At 66.1% G+C, this 18,579-nt stretch carries 13 protein-coding genes and 1 tRNA gene; 10 read left to right on the top strand and 4 right to left on the bottom strand.

The features are described from left to right. The 4 genes from lgt (at position 1) to pyk (ending at position 9,037) form a co-directional block, all read left to right on the top strand. A complete protein-coding gene (gene lgt / locus ACKAE7_RS07690; protein WP_408978853.1) occupies positions 1-1,155 on the top strand; it encodes a prolipoprotein diacylglyceryl transferase in 1,155 nt (384 codons plus the stop codon). A gap of 263 nt (positions 1,156-1,418) precedes the next feature. Beyond that, entirely contained in the window at positions 1,419-6,032 is a 4,614-nt protein-coding gene (gene gltB / locus ACKAE7_RS07695; protein WP_408978854.1) for a glutamate synthase large subunit, read from the top strand. Continuing rightward, complete coding sequence (locus tag ACKAE7_RS07700; RefSeq protein ID WP_188812726.1) at positions 6,025-7,482, top strand: glutamate synthase subunit beta; 1,458 nt, start codon at positions 6,025-6,027, stop codon at positions 7,480-7,482. The genes gltB and ACKAE7_RS07700 overlap by 8 nt, the downstream gene beginning before the upstream one ends. Positions 7,483-7,546: 64 nt before the next feature. After that, positions 7,547-9,037 (top strand): pyruvate kinase, encoded by a 1,491-nt coding sequence (gene pyk, locus ACKAE7_RS07705; RefSeq protein ID WP_188812724.1) that lies wholly within the window; start codon positions 7,547-7,549, stop codon positions 9,035-9,037. Positions 9,038-9,142: 105 nt separating this feature from the next. On the opposite strand, the gene ACKAE7_RS07710 is transcribed toward pyk, so the two are convergent. Further along, positions 9,143-9,748, bottom strand: coding sequence for an ANTAR domain-containing response regulator (locus ACKAE7_RS07710; protein ID WP_009358190.1), 606 nt, complete (start codon positions 9,746-9,748; stop codon positions 9,143-9,145). A 203-nt stretch (positions 9,749-9,951) separates the two neighbouring features. Here ACKAE7_RS07710 and ACKAE7_RS07715 point away from each other — a divergent pair. Then, positions 9,952-10,033: transfer RNA gene (locus ACKAE7_RS07715), tRNA-Leu, on the top strand. A 455-nt stretch (positions 10,034-10,488) separates the two neighbouring features. Here the strand turns inward: ACKAE7_RS07715 and ACKAE7_RS07720 are convergent. The 3 genes from ACKAE7_RS07720 to ACKAE7_RS07730 form a co-directional block, all read right to left on the bottom strand. Continuing rightward, positions 10,489-11,880 (bottom strand): benzoate/H(+) symporter BenE family transporter, encoded by a 1,392-nt coding sequence (locus tag ACKAE7_RS07720; protein WP_408978855.1) that lies wholly within the window; start codon positions 11,878-11,880, stop codon positions 10,489-10,491. Between the two features lie 111 nt (positions 11,881-11,991). Then, complete coding sequence (gene catA, locus ACKAE7_RS07725; RefSeq protein ID WP_190611962.1) at positions 11,992-12,876, bottom strand: catechol 1,2-dioxygenase; 885 nt, start codon at positions 12,874-12,876, stop codon at positions 11,992-11,994. Next, entirely contained in the window at positions 12,869-12,991 is a 123-nt protein-coding gene (locus ACKAE7_RS07730) for a hypothetical protein (protein WP_286132723.1), read from the bottom strand. Before ACKAE7_RS07730 ends, catA begins: the two co-directional genes overlap by 8 nt. A gap of 214 nt (positions 12,992-13,205) precedes the next feature. On the opposite strand from ACKAE7_RS07730, the gene benA reads away from it, so the two are divergent. From benA to ACKAE7_RS07755, 5 genes are all read left to right on the top strand, one after another. Beyond that, complete coding sequence (gene benA / locus ACKAE7_RS07735) at positions 13,206-14,591, top strand: benzoate 1,2-dioxygenase large subunit (RefSeq protein ID WP_408978856.1); 1,386 nt, start codon at positions 13,206-13,208, stop codon at positions 14,589-14,591. Between the two features lie 35 nt (positions 14,592-14,626). Next, complete coding sequence (gene benB / locus ACKAE7_RS07740) at positions 14,627-15,163, top strand: benzoate 1,2-dioxygenase small subunit (RefSeq protein WP_192044084.1); 537 nt, start codon at positions 14,627-14,629, stop codon at positions 15,161-15,163. A 121-nt stretch (positions 15,164-15,284) separates the two neighbouring features. Then, complete coding sequence (gene benC / locus ACKAE7_RS07745; protein ID WP_408978857.1) at positions 15,285-16,856, top strand: benzoate 1,2-dioxygenase electron transfer component BenC; 1,572 nt, start codon at positions 15,285-15,287, stop codon at positions 16,854-16,856. Further along, positions 16,856-17,683 carry a 1,6-dihydroxycyclohexa-2,4-diene-1-carboxylate dehydrogenase gene (locus tag ACKAE7_RS07750; RefSeq protein ID WP_190611957.1) on the top strand — a complete coding sequence of 276 codons (828 nt, stop codon included), beginning with the start codon at positions 16,856-16,858 and terminating at the stop codon, positions 17,681-17,683. The genes benC and ACKAE7_RS07750 overlap by 1 nt, the downstream gene beginning before the upstream one ends. Before the next feature lie 52 nt (positions 17,684-17,735). Beyond that, the coding region (locus tag ACKAE7_RS07755) for an AAA family ATPase (protein ID WP_408978858.1) at positions 17,736-18,579 on the top strand (844 nt) is incomplete at its 3' end.

Below are 18,579 nucleotides of genomic sequence, written 5' to 3' on the forward strand. Positions count from 1 at the left end.
ATGCAGATCCTCCTTCAGGCAGCCGCACTGGTGCCGGCCAGCATTCCGAGCCCGGACTGGTCCGGTTTCGATATTCCCCTGCCCTGGGGAACGCTGCGCATCCACGCCTACGCCCTCTGTATCCTGGCGGGCATCATGGCGGGCCTCTGGCTGACCTCCGTCCGCTGGGCCAAACGCGGCGCGCCTGAAGGCAGCGTCTGGGACATCGTGGTCTGGGCCATCCCCTTCGGCATCATCGGAGGCCGCCTCTACCACGTGGTGTCATCGCCTGACGCCTACTTCGGCCCAGGCTTCGACGGCACCGGCGACCTGTCCCTGATTCCGCAGATCCAGCGCGGCGGACTCGGCATCTGGGGCGCCGTTGTGCTGGGTGTCGTGGGCGCCTGGATCGGCTGCCGCCGCAGCGGCGTCAAGCTCAGCGCCTTCCTGGACGCCGCCGCGCCAGGGCTGCTGCTGGCCCAGGCCATAGGCCGCTGGGGCAACTACTTCAACCAGGAACTCTTCGGCGGCCCCACCACTTTGCCGTGGGGCCTGCAGATCGACGCCGACAACCCCAACTTTCCGGCCGGAACTCCGGCGGACACGCTGTTCCACCCCACGTTCCTGTACGAATCGCTGTGGAACCTGGCCGGCGTCGTCCTCCTGCTCGCACTGGACCGGAAGTTCAACTTCCGGCGCAGCAGGCTCTTCTGGCTGTACGCCATGTACTACACGCTGGGCCGGGTCTGGATCGAGGCGATGCGGATCGATGACGCCGAGCAGATTGAACTGTTTGGCATCACCACCCGCCTGAACGTCTGGACCAGCATCTTCGTGTTCCTGGCAGCCCTCGTGGCCTTCATCCTGCTGGGACGGAAGAAGCGCACCGGGCGGGACACCGTGTATTTAACGGGCCGTGAGCCGGAGAAGGCTGACGGTCCGAAGGCTGCAGCCGCCGCCGGCGACGAGGTCCGTGATCCGGACACTGTTGTCTCAGATAGTGAATCGCGTGATAATCTCCCTGATAACCAAAACGGTTCCCGGCGTGCTTCCGTGCCAACGGAAGAGGCCGCGGCTGCACCGGCGGGCACCACGCCCGGACCGGATGCAACGGCCGCCGGAAAGTCCGGCAGCACCGCCACAGGAACCGGGCCGGAAGCCGGCGCTACCAAGTAGCGCGCGGGCCAGGCAGGGCAGCAGAGCCACCGCTCGAAGCGCCCAATCACCACAGCGTCGTGGCAGCGGGGCCACCCTGGACAGCATAGAGCTGCTGTCCGGTGTTGCCCGGGGCAGGGGCCTGCGTAACTGTTAGTTCAGCAGGCCATGCTGACCTACAATTTCCAGTAAATAACACTTTGTTGTGCCCATCAGAGCGGCGCCGACGAGTGGGGCCAACGGTGTCCCTTCCATACGCACGATCAGGAGGAAGGACGTCTCCCATGACCCAAACTCTTCACACTCCCAGCTGGTCAGAACCGGACCAGCCTGAGACTGCCATGTCGCCGTTCAAGCGCTTCGCAGCCCTGCCGGAGGCGGCCGGGCTCTACAACCCGGAGCAGGAGAAGGACGCCTGCGGTCTTGCGATCATCGCCACGCTCCGCGGCGAGCCCGGCTATGACATCGTGGACGCCGCCCTCACTGCCCTGCGCAACCTTGAGCACCGCGGTGCCGTGGGCGCGGACGAGGGCACCGGTGACGGCGCGGGCCTCCTCATGCAGATCCCGGACGAGTTCTTCCGCGCGGTCACGGAGTTCGAACTTCCCGCTCCCGGCCAGTACGTGGCCGGCACCGCCTTCCTTCCCGCCGAACAGCGCGAGGCCGACGCCGCGAAGGCCGGCATCGAGGGCCTGGCAGCCGACGAGGGCCTGACGGTGCTCGGGTGGCGCGAAGTGCCCATCGTCGCGGACCTGGTCGGGGCCATGGCACGCGCCTGCATGCCGTACTTCTCCCAGCCCTTCCTGGGATCCGCCACCGGCGAGGAACTGGACCGCAATGAGCTGGACTCCCGCGCCTGGCGGATCCGCAAGCGCGCCCAGAACAAGTTCGGCGTCTACTTCCCGTCGCTGTCCTCGCGCACCATTGTCTACAAGGGCATGCTCACCACCGCCCAGCTGGAGCCGTTCTACCCGGACCTCTCTGACAAGCGCTTCAAGACCAAGCTGGCAATCGTCCACTCGCGCTTCTCCACCAACACCTTCCCGTCCTGGCCGCTGGCCCAGCCGTTCCGCACCATCGCGCACAACGGCGAAATCAACACCGTCAAGGGCAACCGGAACTGGATGCGCGCCCGCCAGTCGCAGCTGGCCAACCCGCTGCTGGGCGACACCCCGGAAGAGCTGTACCCCATCTGCACCCCGGGTGCCTCGGACTCCGCGTCCTTCGACGAGGTGGCCGAGCTGCTGTGGCTCTCCGGACGCCCCATCACGCACTCGATCATGATGATGATCCCCGAGGCCTGGGAAAACCACGCCACCATGGATCCGGCACGGCGTGCGTTCTACGAGTACCACTCCCTGCTGATGGAACCGTGGGACGGCCCCGCTGCCGTCTCCTTCACTGACGGCAGCCTGGTGGGCGCCACGCTTGACCGCAACGGCCTGCGTCCGGGACGCTTCTGGATCACCGAGGACGGCCTGATCGTCTTCGCCTCCGAGGTGGGCGTCATCGACGTCGAAGCCTCCAAGGTGGTCAAGAAGGGCCGCGTGTCCCCGGGCAAGATGTTCCTGGTGGACACCGAGGCTGGCCGCGTCATCGACGATGAAGAGGTCAAGGCCGAGGTCGCCGCCGCCAACCCGTGGGCGGAGTGGGTCAAGGACAACCTGATTGACCTCAACGAGCTCCCCGAACGCGAGCACGTGGTCCACACGGCCGCGTCGGTGAACATCCGGCAGCGCACCTTCGGCTACACCACCGAGGAACTGAAGATCCTGCTCGGCCCGATGGCCCGCACCGGCGCCGAGCCGCTGGGCGCCATGGGCTCGGACACCCCGGTGGCCGTGCTGTCCAAGCGCCCCCGTCTGCTCTTTGACTACTTCGTGCAGTCCTTCGCGCAGGTGACCAACCCGCCGCTGGATGCCATCCGCGAGGAACTGGTCACCTCCCTGACGTGTGCCATCGGCCCCAACGGCAACCTCCTGGACACCAAGCAGGTCCGCCAGCCGCAGGTCCAGCTGCCGTTCCCGGTGATCAACAACGACCAGCTCGCCAAGATCGCCAACATTGAAAACGCCGACGGCGACAAGGTGGCCATGAAAGTCCGCGGGCTGTACCGCCCCGAGGGCGGCGAGAACGCGCTCCGTGCACGGCTCACCGAGATCTGCGAGCAGGTGTCCGGTGCCATCAACCGCGGCGTCCAGTACGTGGTGCTCTCCGACCGCGACTCCAACGCGCAGTGGGCGCCCATCCCGTCGCTGCTGCTGGTCAGCGCCGTGCACCACCACCTGCTGCGCAGCGCCAACCGCACCAAGACTGCCCTGGTGGTGGAAGCCGGGGACGTCCGCGAGACGCACCATGTGGCCGTCCTGATCGGCTACGGCGCCTCCGCCGTCAACCCGTACCTGGCCATGGAATCGGTGGAGCAGTTGATTGCCGCCGGCGACGTCACCGGGGTCACCCCGCAGGACGGCGTGTACAACCTGATCAAGGGCCTCGGCAAGGGCGTCCTGAAGATCATGTCCAAGATGGGCATCTCCACGGTGGCGTCCTACACCGGCGCCCAGACGTTCGAGGCGCTCGGCTTGGGCCAGGAGCTGGTGGACGAGTTCTTCGCCGGCACCCACTCGCAGCTTGGCGGCGTGGGCCTGGACGTCATCGCCGCGGAAGTTTCGGCGCGCCACCAGATGGCCTACCCCGAAGGCGGCATCGAGCAGCCCCACCGCCCGCTGCTGGGCGGCGGCGAGTACCAGTGGCGCCGTGACGGCGAGCCACACCTCTTCAACCCGGAGACAGTGTTCCGGCTGCAGCACGCAACGCGTGAGCGCCGCTACGACATCTTCAAGGCGTACACCAGGGGAGTGGACGACCAGTCCGAGAACCTGATGACCCTCCGCGGCCTCCTCAAGTTCAAGAACGAGCGCCCGCCCGTTCCGCTCGAGGAAGTGGAGCCCGTCTCCAGCATCGTCAAGCGGTTCTCCACGGGTGCCATGAGCTACGGCTCCATCTCCCAGGAAGCCCACGAGACGCTGGCCATCGCCATGAACCAGCTGGGTGGCAAGTCCAACACCGGCGAAGGCGGCGAGGACGTTGACCGTTTGCTCGACCCCAAGCGCCGCTCGGCCGTCAAGCAGATCGCGTCCGGCCGGTTCGGCGTGACCAGCCTGTACCTGACCAACGCGGACGACATCCAGATCAAGATGGCCCAGGGCGCCAAGCCCGGCGAGGGCGGCCAGCTCATGGCGCAGAAGGTCTACCCGTGGGTGGCCCGGACGCGGCACTCGACGCCCGGCGTCGGGCTCATCTCCCCGCCCCCGCACCACGACATCTACTCCATCGAGGACCTCGCGCAGCTGATCTACGATGCCAAGCGCGCCAACCCCTCGGCCCGGGTGCACGTCAAGCTCGTCTCCGAGGTGGGCATCGGCACGGTTGCCGCCGGTGTCACCAAGGCGAAGGCCGACGTCGTACTGGTCTCCGGCCATGACGGCGGAACCGGCGCCTCGCCGCTGAACTCGCTCAAGCACGCTGGTGTTCCGTGGGAGCTCGGCCTGGCCGAGACCCAGCAGACCCTGATGCTGAACGGACTGCGCGACCGCGTGGTGGTGCAGGTGGACGGCCAGCTCAAGACCGGACGCGACGTGGTGATCGCAGCGCTGCTCGGCGGCGAGGAATTCGGCTTCGCCACCGCCCCGTTGGTGGTGGAAGGCTGCATCATGATGCGCGTCTGCCATCTGGACACCTGCCCGGTGGGCGTGGCAACGCAGAACCCGGAACTCCGCGCACGCTTCAGCGGCAAGCCCGAATTCGTGGTCAACTTCTTCGAGTTCCTCGCAGAGGAAGTCCGCGAAATCCTGGCCGAGCTTGGCTTCCGCAGCCTGGAGGAGGCAATCGGCCACGCCGAGGTCCTCGACGCCCGGGAGGCCGTCAACCACTGGAAGGCCGACGGCCTGGACCTGGACCCGATCCTGCACGGGCTGGAGTTCGACGACGACGCCCCGCTGCGGAACATGACCGGCCAGAACCACGAGCTGGACAAGCACTTCGACCAGCGCCTGATCACCATGTCCACCGAGGCACTGACGGACCGCAGCCCGGTCAAGATTGCCGTGGACGTCATCAACACGGACCGTTCGGTGGGCACCATGCTGGGGCACGTGGTCACCAAGACGTTCGGCACGGATGTCCTGGCCACGGACACCATTGATATCACCCTCAGCGGCACCGCCGGCCAGTCCCTGGGCGCGTTCCTGCCCGCGGGCATCACCCTGCGGCTGTTCGGCGACTCCAACGACTATGTGGGCAAGGGCCTCTCCGGCGGCCGCATCATCGTCCGCCCGGACCGCACCAACGTCTTCAAAGCGGAGACCAACGTCATCGCCGGCAACGTTATTGGCTACGGTGCAACGAGCGGTGAAATGTTCCTGCGCGGCCAGGTGGGCGAACGCTTCCTGGTCCGCAACTCAGGCGCCACCGCCGTCGTCGAAGGCATCGGCGACCACGGCTGCGAGTACATGACCGGCGGCCAGACGCTGATCATCGGCCGCACCGGACGCAACTTCGGTGCCGGCATGTCCGGCGGTACCGCGTACGTCCTTGACCTTGACGCTGCCCGCGTCAACAAGGACGCCCTGCAGTCCGGCGAACTCCAGCTCCGCGAGCTGGACGCCGAGGACCGCGACATAGTGCACGGCCTGCTGGTCAAGCACGTTGAAGAAACTGATTCCCAGCTGGCGGCGCGCCTCCTCGAGAACTTCGATGACACCGCCGCCCGCATTACCAAGGTGCTGCCGCGCGACTATGCTGCCGTACTGCAGACCCGTCTCGACGCCATCGAAGAGGGCCTGGACCCCGACGGCGAAGAAGTGTGGTCCCGAATCCTGGAGGTAACCGGTGGCTGATCCACGCGGATTTTTGAAAGTACGCCAGCGTGAAACCCAGCCGCGCCGTCCCGTTCCCGTCCGCATCATGGACTGGAAGGAAGTGTACGAGGCGCAGGAGAAGGGCACCCTGAAGGCACAGGCCGGCCGCTGCATGGACTGCGGCGTGCCGTTCTGCCACCAGGGCTGCCCCCTGGGCAACCTCATTCCCGAGTGGAACGACCTCACGTGGCGGGACAAGGGCGAGGAAGCTATTGAGCGCCTCCACGCCACGAACAACTTCCCGGAGTTCACCGGCCGGCTCTGCCCGGCGCCGTGTGAGGCGTCCTGCGTGTTGGGGATCAACCAGCCTGCGGTCACCATCAAGCAGGTGGAAGTCTCCATCATTGACGAAGCCTGGGACAACGGCTGGGTAGAGCCCCTGCCTCCCGCACGCCTGACCGGCAAGACGGTCGCCGTCGTCGGCTCCGGCCCCGCAGGGCTGGCGGTGGCGCAGCAGCTAACCCGCGTGGGCCACACCGTGGCCGTGTACGAGCGCGACGACAAGATCGGCGGCCTGCTCCGCTACGGCATCCCCGACTTCAAGATGGAAAAGGAGCAGGTGGACCGCCGCGTCGAGCAGATGAAAGCGGAAGGCACCCGCTTCCGTACCGGCGTGGCCGTGGGCACCGACGTGACCTGGGAGCAGCTGCGGCGGCGTTACGACGCCGTGGTGGTCTGCACCGGCGCAACCGTCCCGAGGGACCTGCCCATCCCGGGCCGCGAACTGGACGGCGTGCACTTCGCCATGGACTACCTGGTTCCGGCAAACCGTGCCGTGGCCGGGGAGGCAATCGAGAACCAGATCCACGCCCAGGGCAAGCACGTGGTGATCCTCGGCGGCGGCGACACCGGCGCGGACTGCCTCGGCACCGCACACCGGCACGGTGCCGCCTCGGTGACCACTTTGGCAATCGGCAAGCAGCCGCCGGCGGAGCGCGCCGGCCACCAGCCGTGGCCGACGTTCCCCACGCTGTTCGAGGTTGCCAGCGCCCACGAGGAAGGCGGTGAGCGCACGTACCTTGCCTCCACCGTGGAGTTCGTGGGCGAGGACGGCAAGCTGACGGGCGTCAAGGTTGCCGAGACGGAATTCGTTGACGGCAAGCGCCTGCCCAAGGCCGGCACGGAACGGATCATTCCCGCGGACCTGGTGTTCCTGTCACTCGGCTTCACCGGAGCGGAGCCCGCAGGCATCACCGAGCAGGTCAAGGCGGAGTTCGACGGCCGCGGCAACGTGTCCCGCGACGGCTACTACATGACCAACACCGAGGGCGTCTTCGTGGCCGGTGACGCCGGCCGCGGCCAGTCCCTCATTGTGTGGGCCATCGCCGAAGGGCGCGCCGCCGCCGCAGCCGTGGACAAGTACCTGATGGGCAGCACCATCCTGCCCGCTCCCGTGGCCCCGACGGACCGCGCCATCGCCGTCCTCTAGCGATGCACCGGAGGTTCACCTCCGCGACAACTTAACCAATGCAAGAGACCAATAGGGTAGGTATATGAGACGCGCAAAAATTGTGGCTACGTTCGGCCCGGCCATCGCCAGCTACGAAAACACACTCGCGGTACTGGAAGCCGGTGTTGACGTTGCCCGCATGAACATGAGCCACGGCGACTACTCCGTGCACGACAACACCTACGAGAACGTCCGCAAGGCAGCGGCGGACCTGGGCAAGGCCGTGGCCATCATGGCCGACCTGCAGGGTCCCAAAATCCGCCTGGGCCGCTTCGTTGACGGCCCGCACGAACTCGCCGTTGGCGACACGTTCACCATCACCACCGAAGACGTTCCCGGCACCAAGGACATCTGCTCCACCACGCTGAAGAGCCTCACCGATGACGTTAACGTGGGCGACGCCCTGCTGATCGACGACGGCAAGGTGGCCCTGCGTGCCACGGCTGTTGACGACGTCAAGGTGGTCGCCGAGGTGACCGTGGGCGGCATGGTGTCCAACAACAAGGGCATCAACCTTCCCGGCGTGGCCGTCAACGTGCCCGCCCTGAGCGAAAAGGATGAGGACGACCTCCGCTGGGCCATGCGCCGCGGCGTTGACCTGGTGGCACTTTCCTTCGTCCGGGACGCGTCGGACATTGTCCGCGTGCACGAGATCATGGACGAGGAAGGCCGCCGCGTGCCGGTCATCGCCAAGATCGAGAAGCCCCAGGCCGTGGAGCAGCTGTCCGAGATCATCGATGCGTTTGACGCCATCATGGTGGCCCGTGGCGACCTGGGCGTTGAGCTTCCCCTGGAGGAAGTGCCGATCGTCCAGAAGCGTGCCATCGAGCTGGCCCGCCGCTGGGCCAAGCCGGTCATCGTGGCAACCCAGGTCCTGGAATCCATGATCGACAACCCGCGCCCCACCCGTGCAGAGGCCTCCGACTGCGCCAACGCCGTCCTCGACGGTGCAGACGCTGTGATGCTCTCCGGCGAGACCAGCGTGGGCAAGTACCCCATCGAGACCGTCAAGGTCATGGCCCGGATCATCGAGTCCACCGAGGTCCACGGCCTTGAGCGCGTCCCCCCGCTGGGTACCAAGCCCAAGACCCGTGGCGGCGCCATCACGCGTGCCGCCGTCGAAATTGCCGACCAGCTGGACGCAAAGTACATCTGTGCTTTCACCCAGTCCGGCGACTCCGCACGCCGCCTGTCCCGCCTGCGCCCCATCAAGCCGGTCTTCGCTTTCACTCCGGTGGAGCAGGTCTGGAACCAGCTGGCACTGACCTGGGGCATCCAGCCGGTGCTGGTCCAGATGGTGGACCACACCGATGAGATGACCGCGCAGGTTGACCGCAGCCTCATGGAGATGGGCCTGGTGGACGACGGCGACCTGGTGGTTATTGCCGCCGGTTCGCCTCCCGGAAAGGCCGGCTCCACCAACTCTCTGAAGGTGCACAAGGTGGGCGACCTCGCCGACTCCACCCGCGTTGGCGAAGCAACCAGCAACAAGGAAAAGCTCGGCCCCTGGCCGGAAAAGAAGAAGAAGGCCTAGGCTTTCGGATTACGTAAAAGGACCCCTGCCGGCCGGCAGGGGTCCTTTTACGTTGTGGTCCGCTGGTTGGGCCTGCCGGATTTTGGCAGACCCGACCGTGCGGACCTAGTTGACCTGGTTGATGATGGTCTCGGCGACTTCGCGCATGCTCAGGCGGCGGTCCATGGAGGTCTTCTGGATCCAGCGGAAAGCTTCCGGCTCCGTGAGGCCCATCTTGGTGGTGAGCAGGCTCTTGGCGCGTTCCACGAGCTTGCGGGTGGCGAACTGCTCCTGGAGGTCGGAGACTTCGCTTTCCAGTGCTTTGATTTCCTCGTGGCGGGAGAGTGCGATCTCCAGGGCGGGGATGAGGTCTGCGGGGGTGAACGGCTTCACCACGTACGCCATGGCACCGGCGTCGCGGGCACGCTCCACGAGTTCCTTCTGGCTGAATGCGGTCAGCAGCACCACGGGGGCGATGCGGGCCTTGACGATCTTCTCGGCTGCGGAAATGCCGTCCATAACGGGCATCTTGACGTCCATCAGGACGAGGTCCGGCTTCAGTTCCTCGGCCAGCTGGACGGCCTTCTCGCCGTTGTCCGCCTCGCCCACAACGTCATAGCCTTCGCCGCGCAGGATTTCGATGATGTCGAGGCGGATGAGGGTTTCATCCTCGGCCACAATGACGCGGCGCGCCGGCTGGGACGTGGGCTTTGACTCCGTCTGTTCAGTCACGGGATCTCCTTGGAAAGGTACGGCGGGGACATCACTATCTTAGGTGCGCCCGGTCCTGTACATGATCTGCATGGTCGGTTGCGGCGTCGGCGGCGCGATTCTGGAATTCAGCCTATCTGGCTGTAGAGTAATTCCGCGTACGTGAAGCGATCGCGTTGCTCACAATCAGCTGTGGGCGTACCGGTTTGCTTTGCGTATTCCGCGCCCGAGTGGCGGAATTGGCAGACGCGCCGCACTCAAAATGCGGTATCGAAAGGTGTGTGGGTTCGAGTCCCACCTCGGGCACAGCATATCCCCTCGTCAGAGGGGTTTTTTGCTTTAACGTGCGTACAGATCTTGTGGCACCGTCGCTCTGCCGGGTGGTTCGCCGACTGTGGCCTGGCCGCCGCGATGGCCTCTTCAGGTGTGAGGTGACGGGTTGAGGGTCCTGGCTGGTGCGCTCTCCGCCTGCTGTGGTGGGGTCCGTGGTTTCTTGGCCAACAGCTGTTCATGGGCGAAGGTACGTGGGACTACATGACTTCGCTGACTTTGGTGTGGAACAAAGCGTGGGCTGGTGACGCGCTGCCTGCCTGCCGGGGGACTGCCTTCGGTGGAGGCCGGCCCTCCGACGTTTCGGCCGGTGATTCTCGCGCAGCCTAAAAGGAAAGACACGTGAATTGCTTGATTGGCCACATAGGACTGGTGCTTCAGCTGTTGCGCATCCACGACCTGGCGTTGTGGGCGGCGGAGCTGAGTATCCCTCAGTGAGACTGAGGTCCAACGCTTGGGTAGGGGCTGGTCCGAGGACGACCTTGCGGGTTGATCCCCTCGAGATCGAGATGGTCCGGACGCTCCAGCAGCCGTGAAACGGCGTATCCGATGACCAGGCCCCAGAAGGCTGCGTGGATGTTGAACAGATCCAGGCCGGAGATGGTCACGACGAAGGTCACCAGCGCTCCCAGAGTGAAGGTGGTGGAGAAGGCGGTCACGAACGCCTGCTGGAGTGCCCGCAGCATCGCAATTCCGCCAAGGACCAGGACGAATTCCTTCGGCGTGGCGAGCATCAGCCGGGTCAGGGTGGGAGCCAGCGCGGCGCCGGCCAGGGCGAGGCAGCCGTAGGTCACCGCTGCTGTGTACTGCCGTTCTTTAACTCCCGACGACGTCAACAGGGCGTTCGTAGGGCCCGTCACGCAGGCGGATACGGCACCCAGGCTGGCGTTCAGCAGGGAGAACACGCCGGACACGATGGCGAAGACGTTCACCGGTGGCCGGTGGCCGGCGGCCCGGAGCACGGCGATGCCCTGGCCGTTTTGGACGAAGAGGACCGTCAGCGCCAGGGGGACCACCAGTTCCAGCTGCGCCGCCCACGTGAAGACGGGAGGAGTGAAGACCGGGGCGGCCAGGAGCGGCCCGGGTACGCCGGCGACAAACTGCCCGCTGACTGCCACCGCCAGGCAGCCGGCCACGAGGGTCCCGAGGACCGGGGGCAGGAACTTCCCCAGGGCGGGTACGGCGGTCAGGAGCAGGAAGGCGCCCACCATCGGCGTGGCAATGGCCGGATTGGACTGGCTGGAGGAAACGATGTCCGTACCGAAGCGGAGGAAGACGGCGGCGACCATGGCCATGACGATCGGCATGGGAATCATCGCCATGATTCGCCGGACCACCCCTGTTGCCCCTAAGGCCAGGATGAGCAGCCCGGCAGTGAAGAACGTGCCTACTACTTCCGCGAATGAAAGGTGCTGCAGCGACGGCCCGAGCAGTACCGTGCCTGGAATCGACCAGGCGAATCCCAGCGGCTGCCGGTACAGCAGCGACATGAGGAGTGTCGCGGCGCCGCCGGAGAACAGGATGCCGAAAACCCACGAGGCGAGCTGGTCCTGGCTGAGCCCGCCCGCTGCCCCGACCGCCAGGGTGACGGCGATGGGCCCGGAGGCGGTGAAGACCAGGCCAATGGCGCCGTTGGACAGGTAGGCGGGTGCCACGTCCCGAAGGAAACGTCGTGGTCCGGCCGGACGGCGTCCGGGCCGTTCCAGGAGCGGTTGCTGCGCAGGCGGCACCTCCGCGGCCGGCAGCCCGGGCGCCGCCTCTGCATGGACGGGTGCTGCTGCGGTTTCGGGCTGGGTGAATGGGTCCTTGCGGGAAGTGGGCATCCTGGCTCCTGGCTGCGTGGTCAGAAAGGACAGGCGCCCCGGAGATGCAGCTCCGGGGCGCCTGGGTTGCCGGGATCTGGCGCCCGGCCTCAAACAGGCAGGGGCAAAGACCTACTTGGTCTCGCCTTCCTTGGCGAGGATGTAGTTGTAGACAACTTCCTCGCCCGCGCCGCCGTCCGTGCGGGGGCGGGGGTCCAGCATCAGTTCCGGCTTGACGGCCGAGGCGATGTCGTCGGCGTTGTGCGGGTCGCCCGGGAAGTAGAGCTGCTGGGTGACAGGCTGGTAGCCGGGTGCCGAGACCTTGATGTGGATGTGGGCCGGGCGCCAGGCGTGCCAGCCGGCCGCCTCGATGAGCTGGCCGCAGGCGCCGTCCGTGGGGATCTGGTACGGCGCCGGACGCATGGTGTTGATTTCGAAGCGGCCCTGGTCGTCAGCCTTGACCGTGGCGCGGAAGAGCCACTCGGGCAGGCCCGGGGCGTACTGCGAGTAGAAACCGGCGGCGTCCGCGTGCCAGATTTCCACCTGGGCGTTCTGGAGGGCGCTGCCGTTGGTGTCCGTGAACTGGCCGGTGAAGCGCAGCGGGGTGCCCTCCTCGCCGTCGCGCATGAGGACAGTGGCCGGCGTCGCAAGCTCCGGCGACCCTGGCACGTAGTAAGGGCCCTCAATGGTGCCCTTGGTGCCGGGGCGCTCCTGGGAGTTGACGTCCTCCACCGTGTGCTCCAGCCACACGTCAAGGAACAGCGGCCATTCGCCGTCGGTACCTACCTTGATGAGCCACGCCTTCAGGGCGTTGTACTCCTCATAGGTGACCTCGTGCTCAACGACGATGTCATTCGCGGCCTTGATGAGCGCGCCGGCCAGCAGGCTCACGCGTTCCTTGGGCACGTTCAGTTCCGAAAGCTTGCCGGAAGCGGTGAAGCGTTCGGTGGCCTTCGAGCCGGCTTCAACGGCCGTGCCCTCGTTCTCGTTCCGGATATCCACTTGGGTCTCAGTCATGGCGGTCTCCACCTTCGTCTTTGAAATTGGGGCCCAGGAAGGTCTCCTGTACCCGCCGCGGGACGCCGGCGCAGGAGAACCTGCGGGCCGTGGCGTCGCGTGATGTCTGTCTCATCGTAGGTCCGAAGATAATGACGAAACAAATATTGATAGGGCCGGTTTTTAGTCATTATCGGGACATAAAAACACCCTTGGTGGACCCTAGGTGTTTGCCTGATGTGGGACGAGTCACGGCGGGGAAGGATTGCCTCTAACGTCCACGGCCGGCGCCGCCGCCAGCCCGGACCTCCCGCCCATCCGTCCAGCAATCTCCAATGAGGGAGCACGCCATGACCGAGAACCTGATCCATGCCCGCGAGGTCCTTGCCGACGCCGTGATCGACGACCGTGAGAACGGCATCATCCGGGCCAAGCGCGAAATCTTCACCGACCAGGAGATCTTCGAGCTCGAGATGAAGCACATCTTCGAAGGCAACTGGGTATACCTGGCCCACGAGTCCCAGATCCCCAATGTGGGTGACTACTTCACCACGTACATCGGCCGCACCCCGGTGATGATCACCCGGGACAAGGACGAGAAACTCAACTGCCTGGTCAACGCCTGTTCGCACCGCGGCGCCATGCTGTGCCGCCGCAAGACGGACAACCGCACCACCTTCACCTGCCCGTTCCACGGCTGGACGTTCAAGAACTCCGGCGAACTGCTGAAGGTCAAGGATTCCAGGAACGCCGGCTACCCCGAGACCTTCAACAAGGAAGGCTCGCACGACCTCACCCAGGTGGCCCGCTTCGAGTCTTACCGCGGCTTCCTGTTCGGGTCGCTGAAGGCTGACGTGCTGCCGCTCGAGGAGCACCTGGGCGATGCCACGAAGGTGATCGACTCGATCGTTGACCAGTCACCCGAAGGGCTGGAGGTGCTGCGCGGATCATCCACCTACACCTACGACGGCAACTGGAAGGTCCAGGCCGAGAACGGCGCGGACGGCTACCACGTCACGGCCGTGCACTGGAACTACGCCGCCACCACAGCCCGCCGCAGCGCCGGTGACTCCGCCAACAAGACCAAGGCCATGGACGCCGGCAAGTGGGGCAAGGTCAAAGGCGGCTTCTACTCCTACGACCACGGCCACCTGCTCCTGTGGCAGGAATGGACCAATCCCGAGGACCGTCCGCTCTGGGACCGCCGCGAGGAACTGGTCCAGAAGTACGGCGAGGAGATGGCCAACTTCATGATCAACATCTCGCGAAACCTGTGCCTGTACCCGAACGTCTACATCATGGACCAGTTCTCCTCGCAGATCCGCCACTTCCGGCCGATTTCCGCGGACCAGACCGAGGTGACGATCTACTGCATCGCGCCCAAGGGCGAGTCCCAGGAGAACCGCTCCAAGCGCATCCGCCAGTACGAGGACTTCTTCAACGCCACCGGCATGGCCACACCGGACGACCTGGAGGAATTCCGCTCCTGCAACAAGACCTACTGGGCCACCAGCGCCCCGTGGAACGACATGACCCGAGGCTCTACGCACGAGATCGCCGGCCCGGACGAGCAGGCCCAGGCCCTGGGCATGACCAGGGTCATCGCCTCCGGCGTGCGCACCGAAGACGAAGGGCTCTACCCCATCCAGCACGGGTACTGGAAGGAAGTCATGGACCGTGCCCTGGTGGACGAAGAGGACCGCGCCGCGCTGGATTCCGTCCCCGCCTCCGCCTGACAGAGCCCACCGGAACCACAGAGAGCGCAGAACCCATGACAAACCTGACCCAAACCGCCCCGGTCCTAAAGACCGAAGAGGAGATCGCAACCCTCGAAACGGTCCGGGCCTTCCTTTACCGGGAAGCCCGCCTGCTGGACGACCGCCAGTTCGATGAGTGGCTGGAGTGCTACCACCCGGATTCCGAATTCTGGATGCCGGCCTGGGACGTGGACGACCAGTTGACGCAGGACCCCCAGAACGAGATCTCCCTGATCTACTACGACAACCGCGGCGGCATCGAGGACCGGGTGTTCCGGATCAAGACCGACCGGTCTTCGGCGACCTCCCTCCCCGAGCCGCGCACGGGCCACAACATCACGGACGTTGAGGTTTTGGCGAACGACGGCGGCCGCGTCGAGGTGCGCTTCAACTGGTTCACCCTGTACTTCCGCTACAACACGACGGACACATACTTCGGCACCAGCTACTACACGATCGACCTTTCCGGCCCCGAGCCGGTGATTCTGAAGAAGAAAGTAGTCCTGAAGAACGACTACATCCACCACGTGGTGGACGTCTACATGATCTGACCCGCCCAGTGCGGCGCCCGGAGTTCCCCGGCGCCGCACTGCAGGTCCCATTCCGTGCCCGCCGGGCACGCCAGAACTTTCCCGGGACGCGACGACGCGCCCGCACAGCCAGGAGGACCCCATGGGCCACAAAGTAGCCCTCAGCTTCGAAGACGGCGTCACCAAAGTCATCAAGGTCGGCGACTATGAGACCGTCATGGACGCGGCCTACAAGGCGCGCATCAACATCCCGTCGGACTGCCGCGACGGCGCCTGCGGCACCTGCAAGGCTTTCTGCGATTCGGGGTCCTTCGACCCGGGCGACTACATCGACGACGCCATGACCGAAGAGGAACTCGAAAAGGGCTACCTGCTGACCTGCCAGGCCGTCCCGGAATCCGACCTGGCCATCCAGATCCCGGCCACGTCGGAATCGGCCAAAACGGCGGCGGCCACCTTCACCTCCACCATCAAGGAGCTTAACCGGCACACGGACACCACGGTGTCCTTCACCCTTGAGGTGGACAACCGGGAAGCGCTTGCTTTCCTTCCCGGCCAGTACGTTAACCTCAAGGTCCCCGGCACCGACGCCGAGCGGTCCTACTCTTTCAGCAGTGGCCCCGAGGTTCAGGACGCGTCCTTCATGGTCCGCGTCACCCCACAGGGCGCCATGTCCGAATACCTACGTGACCGCGCCGCAGTAGGCGACTCCGTTGAATTCACCGGCCCCTACGGCTCGTTCTTCCTGCGCGAACCCAAGCGGCCCCTGCTGCTCCTGGCCGGCGGCACCGGACTGGCCCCGCTCCTGTCCATCCTGGAAAAACTCTCCGAAAAGCCGCCGTCCAGCCCGGTCCACCTCATTTACGGGCTCACCCGGGAGGCGGACATCGTGGGCCTGGACTGGCTGCGTGCCTACGAAGCGAAGCTGCCCGGCTTCACCTGGGACTACATCGTCTCCGAGCCCGGCACCTCGGCCCCGCACACCGGCTACGTCACCCAGATCATCCAACCGAAACACCTCAACGACGGCGACGTGGACATCTACCTCTGCGGCCCGCCCCCCATGGTCAACGCCGTCTCCAAGTGGCTGGACACTGACGGCATCCAGCCCGCCAACTTCTACTTCGAGCGGTTCGCTCCGAAGGAGACGACCGGAGGCGACGCCGAAACGGGTGCCCCGGCGCCGGCCGGGAAGATCCGGGCCGAAGGAGACACGATGAGCCGCGGCGAGGCAGTGTCCTCGCTGGAGACCGGCCGGCTGGATTTCCGCAAGGAAGACAGCTTCGCGCAGCTGGACGCCCGCATGGGCCTGGAGTTGGCGGTGAGCGAACTGCTGCTGGGCAGGCTCAGCGAAGCGCAGCTGCGCCAGTTCCGCCGGCTCGCCGAAGCCACCACAGCGTCAGTGGACGGCGGGAACATCAGGGACCCCGAGGAGTTCGCGCGCACCAACGAGGAATTCCACGAGTACCTCTTCATGGTCTGCGACAACCCCATGTTGTTGGAGTCCTACCGGCGCCTGGATGTGCACGCCCAGATGGCCGCGGCCCTCGACGCCGGAACGCCGATCTTCGAGCGGGTCACCCAGGACCACCTGGACATCGTGGACGCCTTCGAACGCGGTGACAAGAACCGCCTCCGCGCCGTCATCACCGCACATGCCCACGACGCGAAGGACACCATGGCCGGCGCCATCGACGCCAAGGCCGCCCTCTGATGGCTGCGCCGTACGCCGGGCAGTTCGTGACCCCCGGCCGCTTCGGCGGCAAGGTCGCCGTCGTCACCGGTGCCGCCCAGGGGATCGGCCGGAAAGTGGCCGAACGCATAGGCGCCGAAGGCGGCGCAGTGGTCCTGGTGGACCGCGCCGACCTGGTCCACGACGTGGCCCGCGGCATCGGAGAGGCCGCCAAGGTCTCCGGTTCCGGTGGTTCGGCCACGTCCGTCACAGCGGACCTGGAGACCTTCGCCGGCGCCAACCGGGCCGTCAAGGCTGCGCTTGCAGCCCACGGACGCGTGGATGTCCTGGTCAACAACGTTGGCGGCACCATCTGGGCGCGCCCATACGAGGAATACGACGAGGACAAGATCGAAAAGGAGATCCGCCGCTCGCTGTTTCCGACCCTCTGGAGCTGCCGGGCGGTCCTGCCGGCGATGCTGGAACAGGAATCGGGGACCATCGTCAACGTGTCCTCGGTTGCCACCCGCGGCATGCACCGCGTCCCGTATGCCGCGGCGAAGGGAGGCGTCAACGCCCTGACCCAGGCCCTGGCCATGGAGGTTGCCGGCCGCGGCATCCGCGTGGTTGCCACTGCGCCGGGCGGCACCGAAGCTCCACCGCGGAAGGTCAAACGTGGCCCGGAAGCCGAATCCGCCACCGAGAAGGCCTGGTACCAGGTGATCGTGGACCAGACCGTGGAATCGTCCTTCATGAAGCGCTACGGCACCCTGGACGAGCAGGCCGCGCCCATCGTGTTCCTCGCCTCCGACGAAGCGTCCTACCTCACCGGCAGCATCCTTCCGGTGGCCGGCGGGGACCTGGGCTAGCATGGACCCCCGCCGGAACGGGCGGGCAGGGCGCTCCGGTAGACTGGCGGCCATGACTGCGGGGTCCGTCCAGGGCGACATTGGCGCGGATTCGGCGCTGGTAGGCCGCGAGGCAGTGTTCACTGAGCTCGCGGAAATCCTCCGCACCGTCCGTAAGGGCAAGGTGGCCGCCGTGGTCCTCGCCGGGCCCGCCGGCTCCGGAAAAACCGCGGTGCTGGAGTCCTTCCTGGAACACTGCCGCACGGGGGCCCGCGGCGTCCGCGTCCTTTCCGCCATGGGCGACGAGTGGGAAGCGCAGTTTGCGCTCGCGGGCTATTCGCAGCTCATGCTCGCCCCGCCGCTGCGTTCGGCGAAAGCGTACGACGGCGGCCCGCACCTTCCGGCGGGTCCCCTCGCCTCCCTGAGTACGGACCAGGTGGTCAACTACGCGTCGACGCTGGGCACCCACCTGGAAGGGCTGCAATCGCACGGGAGCGTGGTGGTCGCCGTCGACGACGTCCACAAACTCGACGTGGAAAGCCTGCGTATCCTCACATTCGTCATGCGCCGGCTGCACGGCAAGAAGATCCTGTTCCTGCTGACCCTGGACCCCGCCGACGCGCCGCGCATCCCGGCAGGCGTCCTGGACTACCTCACCGGGCACCAGGTGGTCCGCATTCCCATGGAGCCGCTCACTCCGCAGCAGGTCCAGGAAGTGGCCCGGCGCCTGCACGGCATCGACCTCAGCGTCACTGCGGCCCACGGCCTGGTCCGGCACACCGGGGGTCTGCCGCAGCCCGTGACGGAGCTGCTGCGCGAACTGCCCGCCGAGACGTGGCTGAGCTGGTTCCCCGCGCTGCCTCCCTCCTCCCGGCTGCGCGCACGCGTGCACAGCGTCCTGGACTCCGCCTCGGCCG

Origin of the sequence: Pseudarthrobacter sp. NKDBFgelt (genome assembly GCF_046097905.1) — a bacterium.
GTDB lineage: Bacteria > Actinomycetota > Actinomycetes > Actinomycetales > Micrococcaceae > Arthrobacter > Arthrobacter polychromogenes.

Excerpts from the sequence above, each read along its gene's own strand:
- lgt (WP_408978853.1), top strand. The coding sequence starts at position 1 with ATGCAGATCCTCCTTCAGGCAGCCGCACTGGTGCCGGCCAGCATTCCG.
- gltB (WP_408978854.1), top strand. The coding sequence starts at position 1,419 with ATGACCCAAACTCTTCACACTCCCAGCTGGTCAGAACCGGACCAGCCT.
- pyk (WP_188812724.1), top strand. The coding sequence starts at position 7,547 with ATGAGACGCGCAAAAATTGTGGCTACGTTCGGCCCGGCCATCGCCAGC.
- ACKAE7_RS07720 (WP_408978855.1), bottom strand. The coding sequence starts at position 11,880 with ATGCCCACTTCCCGCAAGGACCCATTCACCCAGCCCGAAACCGCAGCA.
- catA (WP_190611962.1), bottom strand. The coding sequence starts at position 12,876 with ATGACTGAGACCCAAGTGGATATCCGGAACGAGAACGAGGGCACGGCC.
- ACKAE7_RS07730 (WP_286132723.1), bottom strand. The coding sequence starts at position 12,991 with ATGAGACAGACATCACGCGACGCCACGGCCCGCAGGTTCTCCTGCGCC.
- benA (WP_408978856.1), top strand. The coding sequence starts at position 13,206 with ATGACCGAGAACCTGATCCATGCCCGCGAGGTCCTTGCCGACGCCGTG.
- benB (WP_192044084.1), top strand. The coding sequence starts at position 14,627 with ATGACAAACCTGACCCAAACCGCCCCGGTCCTAAAGACCGAAGAGGAG.
- benC (WP_408978857.1), top strand. The coding sequence starts at position 15,285 with ATGGGCCACAAAGTAGCCCTCAGCTTCGAAGACGGCGTCACCAAAGTC.
- ACKAE7_RS07750 (WP_190611957.1), top strand. The coding sequence starts at position 16,856 with ATGGCTGCGCCGTACGCCGGGCAGTTCGTGACCCCCGGCCGCTTCGGC.